The organism is Mesobacillus sp., from assembly GCF_049588175.1.
Lineage (GTDB): Bacteria > Bacillota > Bacilli > Bacillales > Cytobacillaceae > Mesobacillus.
The window spans coordinates 1-8,524 of sequence record NZ_JBAVFI010000506.1; the positions used below are offsets into that span (position 1 = coordinate 1).

At 40.7% G+C, this 8,524-nt stretch carries 10 protein-coding genes; 5 read left to right on the top strand and 5 right to left on the bottom strand.

Going from position 1 to position 8,524, the window contains the following annotated elements:
- Positions 1 to 100: 100 nt before the first annotated feature.
- From WB217_RS12395 to WB217_RS12405, 3 genes are all read right to left on the bottom strand, one after another.
- Positions 101 to 817 (bottom strand): hypothetical protein, encoded by a 717-nt coding sequence (locus tag WB217_RS12395; protein WP_423993528.1) that lies wholly within the window; start codon positions 815 to 817, stop codon positions 101 to 103.
- Positions 818 to 1,014: 197 nt separating this feature from the next.
- Positions 1,015 to 1,827, bottom strand: a complete 813-nt coding sequence (locus tag WB217_RS12400) for an endonuclease I family protein (RefSeq protein ID WP_423993529.1) — start codon at positions 1,825 to 1,827, stop codon at positions 1,015 to 1,017.
- Positions 1,824 to 2,789, bottom strand: coding sequence for a S8 family peptidase (locus WB217_RS12405; RefSeq protein ID WP_423993530.1), 966 nt, complete (start codon positions 2,787 to 2,789; stop codon positions 1,824 to 1,826). The genes WB217_RS12400 and WB217_RS12405 overlap by 4 nt, the downstream gene beginning before the upstream one ends.
- A 278-nt stretch (positions 2,790 to 3,067) precedes the next feature.
- Between WB217_RS12405 and WB217_RS12410 the strand changes: the two genes are divergently transcribed.
- The 3 genes from WB217_RS12410 (at position 3,068) to WB217_RS12420 (ending at position 5,521) form a co-directional block, all read left to right on the top strand.
- Positions 3,068 to 3,511 (top strand): YbaK family protein, encoded by a 444-nt coding sequence (locus tag WB217_RS12410; protein ID WP_423993531.1) that lies wholly within the window; start codon positions 3,068 to 3,070, stop codon positions 3,509 to 3,511.
- Between the two features lie 80 nt (positions 3,512 to 3,591).
- Entirely contained in the window at positions 3,592 to 4,308 is a 717-nt protein-coding gene (cwlD, locus tag WB217_RS12415) for an N-acetylmuramoyl-L-alanine amidase CwlD (RefSeq protein WP_423993532.1), read from the top strand.
- Positions 4,309 to 4,468: 160 nt separating this feature from the next.
- Complete coding sequence (locus WB217_RS12420; RefSeq protein ID WP_423993533.1) at positions 4,469 to 5,521, top strand: P-loop NTPase; 1,053 nt, start codon at positions 4,469 to 4,471, stop codon at positions 5,519 to 5,521.
- A gap of 90 nt (positions 5,522 to 5,611) precedes the next feature.
- Here the strand turns inward: WB217_RS12420 and gerD are convergent, their stop codons facing one another.
- A complete protein-coding gene (gene gerD / locus WB217_RS12425; RefSeq protein WP_423993534.1) occupies positions 5,612 to 6,253 on the bottom strand; it encodes a spore germination lipoprotein GerD in 642 nt (213 codons plus the stop codon).
- A gap of 146 nt (positions 6,254 to 6,399) precedes the next feature.
- Here gerD and WB217_RS12430 point away from each other — a divergent pair, with 146 nt between their 5' ends.
- Positions 6,400 to 7,065: a KinB-signaling pathway activation protein gene (locus WB217_RS12430; RefSeq protein ID WP_423993535.1), complete on the top strand. Its 666-nt coding sequence runs from the start codon at positions 6,400 to 6,402 to the stop codon at positions 7,063 to 7,065.
- Between the two features lie 8 nt (positions 7,066 to 7,073).
- On the opposite strand, the gene pdaB is transcribed toward WB217_RS12430, so the two are convergent.
- Complete coding sequence (gene pdaB / locus WB217_RS12435; protein ID WP_423993536.1) at positions 7,074 to 7,826, bottom strand: polysaccharide deacetylase family sporulation protein PdaB; 753 nt, start codon at positions 7,824 to 7,826, stop codon at positions 7,074 to 7,076.
- 144 nt (positions 7,827 to 7,970) lie between these two features.
- On the opposite strand from pdaB, the gene WB217_RS12440 reads away from it, so the two are divergent.
- A complete protein-coding gene (locus WB217_RS12440; RefSeq protein WP_423993537.1) occupies positions 7,971 to 8,198 on the top strand; it encodes a hypothetical protein in 228 nt (75 codons plus the stop codon).
- Positions 8,199 to 8,524 lie beyond the last annotated feature (326 nt).

Below are 8,524 nucleotides of genomic sequence, written 5' to 3' on the forward strand. Positions count from 1 at the left end.
CTGCAGGAAGATGCCTTACCCTTCAATCAACATATTATTTAATAGCGGCAGACTAAAACAGACGGAGGAATTCCAAACGCGGAACCTCCGTCTGTTTCATTCAATCCTCATACCCCATCATCAAATCCATATGGCTCGCAATCATCGCGATGATCGTGGTTGCTTCTTCTTTTGTGAAAATAAAATTAGTTTCGTCTTTTACGATCTCGTCATCCTCCATCCATAAGCGATTTATACGGCGAAGGACTCCGTCGCCTGTTTCCTGGACCACCCCAAACTGGTATGTCACTTCCACTTCATCTTCCTTCAAGAATGCGGTGACTTCAGGAGTCTCCCACTCGACATCTATTTCTTCGAAAATATCATCATCGTCTACAATTTCTGTCATGTAGAGTTCATCATCGTCATCATCGTCATCATCAAACTCGTCTTCTCCGTAGGTATCCACATATATAGTGTCATCATTTTCATCCGTTACATAAACGACCGCGTCGCTATCCTCGCTATCGCTTATGTAATCGTGGAATCCTTCGTGAACGGCATCTACAATATCGTCTATGTCTGAAAGAATGACTCTGGCAGGCTGCTCTAGTTCATCATCGATTTTTTCAATATAGAATTCTTCGTTGTGCGGATCGAAAAATAAAGAATAAAAGTAATCTCTTTCTCCATCTTCATAGTCGACAAAAAATTCGATTCTTGGATGCTTGGATCCTCTCTCAACAGCCATCTGACCTTCCTGGTCGTATTTTTCGCAAATGGACTCCAGATGATCCTGCAATTCCCCAACTACTCGGTCAAACCACTCCATTGACATAACAATCCATCCCTTCATAAGTATTCTGAATTAGTTTGCCCTTTGGGGGAAAATTCCTCAGTAACAGTATTAGGTAAATGCAGGTAATGAGCAGGGTAAAAGGGTAAACCTAGAAGCAGGCATTTCCCGGAATGAAGTAATCCAGTTTAAAGAAGTTGCGGCCAAGCAAAAAAAACCGCCTATTTACAGGCGGTCTTCTACATTCCAAGCATTTTTTCTGCGTATTCCGGAAAATCAATAAATGGATTTCGATTACCCTGAAGCTCTTGAATGGCAGCGTTCCTATGTTTTTCGTATAATGTCACGGGATCTTTCTGGTGCCATTTAAGCATAAGCCCCAAATCCGTTCTATCCCCGAGTGAGATCACTCTCTTATACCGCAACGTAAAATAAAACACCGCTCGTGCTGAAATTCCTTTTCCGTTTTCGGGTTCGAATTTTTGATTTTCTGCCATGCCGCAGCCTGTCCTAATTCCGTTAGCAGTCAGCTCAGGAGTATAGGACTGAAAATCGTCATACGGATAATTGTTTCTCATGCTGTTACAGGCCGGTTCACATGCGAAAAGATGGTGCAAATCTCCTCTCATTGGCTCGTTCCCTCCAAACCACGATTGGGGGACAACGTGTTCGCAATTATAAATGATGCTCTCGTTCGTAAATAATTCAGCTTCCTGAAAAGCCTTTAACTGCCTTAAATCCTCCTCAATTGTTTTTAAGGGATCAAGACTCTGGCCGGAGTATAAACTTTTTAGCCGAAGGTTCTCCTGCAGGTCAACCCATGGATATACATATTGGTGTGGTGAATAACTTAATGGATTAGTGTGTGTGGTTATTAAAAGTGAATGAAGCTCATCTTCGGCATTCAACAAGTCAAAATTGATATTTCTGTAATAGTCTTCTTGTATTTTTTGATCCAGTGCACAATCATAGTACGCTTTGTTGCTAATGCTATCCAGATGTGTGTCCTTAGCCGAAATCCATTCCTCAAAAATGGTTTTGGACTTAATCATAGTGCATTAGCGACCATAGTTTTGAAGTTCTGGTCGAAAAGGCCGGCAAGATGCTCTGGGACGGTAAGGTAGACCAGACCGTTTCCTTCGAGTTTTGGTGAAATGCCAAGTGGAACCGTCCGTCTGATTAATTGGGCATATAACTCAGATTCGGAAAGTGGCCGTTCAAATTGCTGAATTGCATATGTTTTAATCAGTGCAAGCGCACCAGAAACATGCGGAGCTGACATGGAGGTCCCGCTCAATTTTGCATATTTTCCGTTCAGATAAGTTGAAAGTATACCTTCTCCAGGTGCGACTACATCGATTTGATTATGTGAGTTTGTAAAATCGGAAGAACCCCGCTCAAGGTTGATCGCTCCAACACTGACCACCTCGTTATAGCAGCCAGGGTAGGCAAATTCATTGGTAGAGTCGTCCCCATCCCCTTCATTGCCTGCAGCGCAAACGACAAGTATGTCCTTTTCAACAGCGGCTTTAATGGCTTCATGAAGTTCAGGGACATCTGCCGGACCGCCGAGTGACATCGAGATAATATCTGCATTTTGTTCAATCGCATAATGAATGCCTTTAATGATCCATTCATATTTGCCGGAACCAGCCTTGTTCAAGACCTTCACAATCAATAATCCAGCTTCAGGTGCCACTCCAATGACACCGGCATGATTTTCTGTAGCAGCAATCGTCCCAGATACATGTGTGCCGTGCCCGTTATAATCATTAAAAATATCAGGGTTGCTTCGATCATCATCGGTAAAATTCCGGCCGCCAATAATCCTGTCCTTTAAATCAGGGTGAGTAATATCGCAGCCAGTATCGAGAACTGCAACCTTGATGCCTTTCCCCTTCGTCTTATTCCAAATCTGAGGTGCCTGAATTAACTCGACGCCCTTTGGAATTTCGTTGATTTCTTCATTCTCCTCAATTAATTTGTAAGGAATAACGCGAACATATTGCTCCATTTCTTTCCCTCCTTAGAGATAAAATTGAAGCGAGTTCTGGTTGTGATTTATATTCTAACAATTCAGAATATTAATGAACAGTATCGTTAGTAGGGTTATTTAAAAGATCTACTTTTACAATTAGATTCAAATCTGGGCTATTTATCCTAATTGCTATTTTTTAATTTAAACTTTTTTATACAGTAAACGGCTGAGAAAACTGGAAAAGGAAACGTCACTTATTATTGCATTACACCTCGGGGAAGGTTGAACACTATTTCCTAAGGGGTGAGAATACATTGAACGTCGTAACGACTTTTGTAGATAAAAGAAGAGAAAAACAAATTAAATATGAACGATCAATGCTGCGTGAATTATCAATAAACATCCTGCAGAACAGGGTGAAACAATATTTTGGTTCATCAAGGCTGACTTCCAATCTTGTGATGAATTCAGGAATAGAAGAAGCGTGCTATGATGTTGCGATTGAAGCGTACCTGCTTGGTGCGAAATTCAGCCGATTTGGTTATTTTGGTGAATCAGTTGAAGCAGTTAAGTACCGCTGCGATAAAGAGGAGCGCCACCTGATTGATACCCTGTATAACTTTTTCCTTTTCTGGGGGAAGGGTGAGGAAGGTACTGGATCGGAGGAGCTTTATTATTTATGCGAACAATATGTCGGTGGCTGGTGGCGAGAGGGTTTTATGAAAGGTGAAAAGAAATATAAACTGAGACTGCATTAGAGAAATGACTTAAGTTCTAAACCATTGACCTGTCCCATATAGTTTATTAACAGGGACTAGCTGGGAAGGATGGTTTAGAAATGCTGAAAAAATTCAAAATGATCTTGTTTGCAGCCGGCCTGGCCGTGCTGTTCCTTATATTGCAGTATGATTTTGCTGAAAACGATTCTTGGGAATCATGGAATCTTCCTTTATCCGGAAAAATCATTTACCTTGATCCTGGCCATGGCGGTGTTGACCCGGGAGCGGGGGAAGAGGAAGCCTTTGAAAAAGATATCGCATTAAATGTGGCTCTCAAATTGCGGGATTACCTTCAGCAGCAGGGAGCTCTCGTCATCATGACTCGGGAAACAGATGTTGACCTTGCCGATACAGGCCTAAAGGGATATAGCAAGAGAAAGGTTCAGGATTTAAAAAGGCGGCTTGATTTGATTAATGAATCAGAGGCAGACTTTTTTGCGACCATTCACTTGAATGCGATCCCTTCGCCGAGATGGAAGGGAGCCCAAACGTTTTACTCTACTCATTTTAAAGAAAACAAAAGGGCCGCAAAATTGATTCAGGATGAATTGCGCCGGAACCTGGAAAATACAGACCGTAAAGCGAAGCCAGCAAATGATATCTATTTGTTAAAACATACTAATAAACCTGGGGTGCTGCTTGAGATTGGATTCCTGTCCAATCCTGAGGAAGAAGCGAACCTCAGACAAGAGGATTACCAGGAAAAGGTCGCAGCCTCGATATATGAGGGAATGCTTCGCTATTTTACCGATGAACAAAAATTCTGGAACAACTAAAGAAGGGTCAGTGATCCTTCTTTTTTATATGGGGATAGGTTTTATCCAAAAAAATAGGCAACAATAATCTTTCAGAAATGTGTGATAGGTTTAACACTTAGTAATTATTCTAATGTGTTATACTGTGAGTGAATTAAAATTTATAGAGGAGGGTGTCATTATGTTATCTGAAGCTAAGGTACGTGAACTTTTAAAAGACCTTAAGGAACCATTTTTACATAAAACACTCGAAGAAATAAATGCGATCGAAGAAATTAAGATCAAAGAAGAGAAGAATCATGTAAGCGTTAAAATTGGGATTGCTAAAACGGGTACAGCGGAACAGCTGCAACTCCAGACGCAAATTGTTAACCTTTTAAAAGAAGCAGGGGCAGAAACAGTTGGATTAAGATTCACTGAACTTCCTGCGGAGGTCCTTTCGAAATTCCAGACAGCGGCACCGGAGGAGGAAGGCTTGCTTTCACCAAATAGCAAAACGACGTTCATTGCCATCGCAAGCGGAAAAGGTGGAGTAGGTAAGTCGACTGTATCTGTGAACCTTGCCGTTTCACTTGCACGTCTTGGCAAAAAAGTTGGACTAGTTGACGCTGATATTTACGGATTTAGTGTTCCGGACATGATGGGCATCACGAAGCGTCCGGTTGTAAGAGGAGAAAGGATTATCCCAGTAGAAAGACATGGAGTAAAAGTAATCTCGATGGGTTTCTTTGTTGAAGACAATGCACCGATTATCTGGCGCGGGCCAATGCTCGGAAAAATGCTGAACAGCTTCTTCAATGAGGTTGAATGGGGAGAGCTTGATTACCTGCTGCTTGATTTGCCGCCAGGTACGGGGGACGTAGCTTTAGATGTACATACTATGCTGCCAACTTGCAAAGAAATTATTGTTACAACACCGCATCCTACAGCAGCATTCGTTGCTGCCCGAGCAGGTGCTATGGCATTAAGAACTGAACATGAAATCCTTGGCGTTATTGAAAATATGTCTTACTTTGAAAGCAAGCTGACTGAGGAAAAAGAGTATGTCTTTGGCCAAGGCGGCGGGGATAAATTAGCTGATGAGCTGAATACTAAGCTTTTAGGCAGGCTGCCTTTAGGTCAGCCAACCTGGAACGAAGAGGATTTTGCTCCTTCAATCTATCAGGAGGATGATCAAATTGGCGCAATTTATACGAATATTGCACAAGAAATCATCCATATGCTCGACAAGTAAAGCTGTTTTCTTTAGCAAAAATAAGCCTCTCCCGTATAACTAGGGAGAGGCTTATTAATTTTTGCTGCTAAAGTGAAATTCACTGGTGAATTACTGTCCTCCAGAAGATCCACCGCCAGAATCACTGGATCCTCCTCCGCCACCGCTGTCACCGCCACCATCTCCGCCGCCTTCAGGTTTCTGAGTTGGGAGTTCCTCAGCTGCTTTTACAATCAGGGCCTGCAGTTTTGCCTTGAAAAGCGGGCTCTCAAAGGTTTCAGACATGACTTTTTGCAGATGTTCACGATACTCTTTGCTCTTTAGAAGAGTAGTCAATTCTTTTTCCAGTTCCGGATCCTTCATAACCTCAATCATCATGCCTTTATATTCAGGATCCTTCATCAAGTCTTTCAACAGTTTTTCATTTTCTTTCTTCATGCTTTTTGCGACACTTTCGGCGAATTTCGGATCCTCAAAGGACTTCTTCCAGAAATCCATTCCTTTTTCAGATGTTAATGTCTTTTCGATTGTATCGGTTACGACCGGCTGGTCCATAATTAATTTTTGTTTCATGCCATCGTCGCCCATCACTTCCTGGATAGCCTTTTTGCCATCATCAGTTTTTAGGATATCGACAACCATCTTTTTTGTTTCTTCGTAATCCACTTGCCCCCCGCCTGACTCTGTTTGAGCACAGCCGGCAGCCAAAATTAAAAAGGCGGCGGGGATTAAAAATTTCAACGTTTTCTTCATATTCATTCCCCTTTCACATAGACAGCCCTAATCTTAGAATGAGTTATAAGGCAAAATGTTATACACCAAGCGGGCACCTAGATTTTTCATACATGCATTGGTACAATCAAGTAGTGCAGTTTATTTTTTTTATGGGGGAAAAAATTTTGACAAGCCGTAATTGGGTTAACTTATTTCTTACCACCCTTGTTATAGGAGCTGTGACAACGGGCTTGGTTGGTTTTATTGTCCGCTGGAGTGAGTTCCAGCAGTTATTAAGTGATTTTAGCTTTATGGAGTTCTTTTCAATTTTATTATGGCTTATGGGTGTAGGACTTATATTTAGCATACTTAGCCAAATGGGGTTCTTTGCTTACTTGACGGTTCACCGCTTTGGACTTGGTGTTTTTAGATCTCTTTGGAATGCGGTACAGGTTATTTTGATTGCCTTTGTATTATTTGATCTTGTTTATTTTCGTTTTAATTCATTTGCTGAAAAAGGGGAAAGTATCCTGCCATACTTAGGACTTGCAGGGATTGTTTTGATTGCAGGTCTTGTTACAGCTTTTATAAAAGCAAAACAAACGAACAAAGAGGCATTTATCCCAGCATTATTTTTCATGGTGGTTGTGACAGTGATAGAGTGGGTTCCGGTTTTGCGGGTTAACGAACATAGCTGGCTATACCTTATGCTCTTCCCATTGTTAATTTGTAACGCATATCAGCTGCTGGTTCTTCACAAGTTAAATCAAAAATCGATTGAGGAGCGCAAAGCCCTTGATAGGAACATAAAAGTGAATAAAAAGGCACAAAAAAAACCGTCCAATGCTTAATTGGACGGTTATTTTATTTCAGCTGATTTAGAGTTCCCGTTCGCAATCAATTCAGAAACGGTGACCATCTTTAAATTTTTCCCTCTAATGTCCTTTAACACAAGCGGAAGTGCATCTGCTGTTTGCTTGGCTGAATCGGATGCGTGCATTAATAGAATGTCACCTTTTTTTGCCTTAGCAGCATTTTCAGCAATAACGGCAGTGCCCGGATTGGTCCAGTCCTTCGTATCAAGGCTCCAATGGACAACTGTGTAGCCAAGACGTTCTGCAATTTTTAAAGTGCGCTGGTCAAAATGTCCTGTAGGGGCCCTCAGTAATTCAATGTTTTTTACATTGAGTTTCTTGAATGCTTCCTGGGCCTTCATGATGTCGCGCCTGATTTTGTCATCCTCCAGCTCGGTATAATCTTTGTAGTCATAACCAAGCATCCCAATTTCATAGCCCTCTTTTACCATTCTGCTAACCAGGTCAGGGTGCCTTTCAGCCCAGGACCCAGATAAAAAGAAAGTTACAGCTGTTGCCTTTTCTTTCTTTAAGATGTCCAGAATGGGTTCAGCCTTTTCGTCCCCCCAGCCAATGTTAAAGGTCAAGGCTAAATCCTTTTCGCCTTTATAAATAGCTTTCGGTTCATCTTTCGCAGAGAATGCGGGGATTTGAATCATATTTTCCATGTAAAAGAACCATGCTGTGAAAAAAGCAGCAATCATGATGACCAAAATCTGTTTAATCGATTTTGCATTTAATACAAAAAAGAAATTCATTTTTCTCACCACCTCGTCCAATGCACTCCTTGTCTAATTTTTATTCTCATTTTCAAAAGATATGATAATAAAAAATAAGATTATAAAAATCCCCAAAAAAGATAACACTACAATCACTATGAGAAAATGAACAGGAGTGTATGTATGCTTGGTGTTCTGATCAATGAAAAAGAACTAAAAGAACTGGAATACTTAATCAAAAGAGAAATGGACGAAATCCTTTTCGACTTAAAGGATGATCGGATTGACCATGTTGTGAAGAGATCGATGAAAGAAAGATACCAAATCCTGTTTTCACTCTTTAAAAGAATAGCTTCTCCCAAGGAATGTCTTAAATATATGCCAGCGAAGAAAAGCATGTATAAAAGCTAATTACATATCCTCAATAGAATCTTTATATTTTTTTTAGAAATATGGTTGACGCAAATGAGTTATCCTGATATATTAATAAACGTCGCTGCTGAGCTAATCAAAAAGCGATTGAACAGCAGTTAAATTAATGAAAAATGTGATTGACATTAAGTCGAACACATGATATATTATGAAAGTCGCTTCTGAGCGGCAGAATAATAAAATTGCTCTTTGAAAACTAAACAAACAAGCGTCAACAAACAATATTTTATAGTGACTTCTATTATATAGATGATCACTAGCCAACGTTTTAAATTATGAGCTAACTCATAACTCTTTTTTGGAGA

What these genes read in the sequence shown, in the direction of transcription:
- WB217_RS12395 (WP_423993528.1), bottom strand. Translation starts at nt 817, where the DNA reads ATGTCAATGGAGTGGTTTGACCGAGTAGTTGGGGAATTGCAGGATCAT.
- cwlD (WP_423993532.1), top strand. Translation starts at nt 3,592, where the DNA reads ATGCTGAAAAAATTCAAAATGATCTTGTTTGCAGCCGGCCTGGCCGTG.
- WB217_RS12420 (WP_423993533.1), top strand. Translation starts at nt 4,469, where the DNA reads ATGTTATCTGAAGCTAAGGTACGTGAACTTTTAAAAGACCTTAAGGAA.
- WB217_RS12440 (WP_423993537.1), top strand. Translation starts at nt 7,971, where the DNA reads ATGCTTGGTGTTCTGATCAATGAAAAAGAACTAAAAGAACTGGAATAC.
- WB217_RS12405 (WP_423993530.1), bottom strand. Translation starts at nt 2,789, where the DNA reads ATGGAGCAATATGTTCGCGTTATTCCTTACAAATTAATTGAGGAGAAT.
- pdaB (WP_423993536.1), bottom strand. Translation starts at nt 7,826, where the DNA reads ATGAATTTCTTTTTTGTATTAAATGCAAAATCGATTAAACAGATTTTG.
- gerD (WP_423993534.1), bottom strand. Translation starts at nt 6,253, where the DNA reads ATGAAGAAAACGTTGAAATTTTTAATCCCCGCCGCCTTTTTAATTTTG.
- WB217_RS12400 (WP_423993529.1), bottom strand. Translation starts at nt 1,827, where the DNA reads ATGATTAAGTCCAAAACCATTTTTGAGGAATGGATTTCGGCTAAGGAC.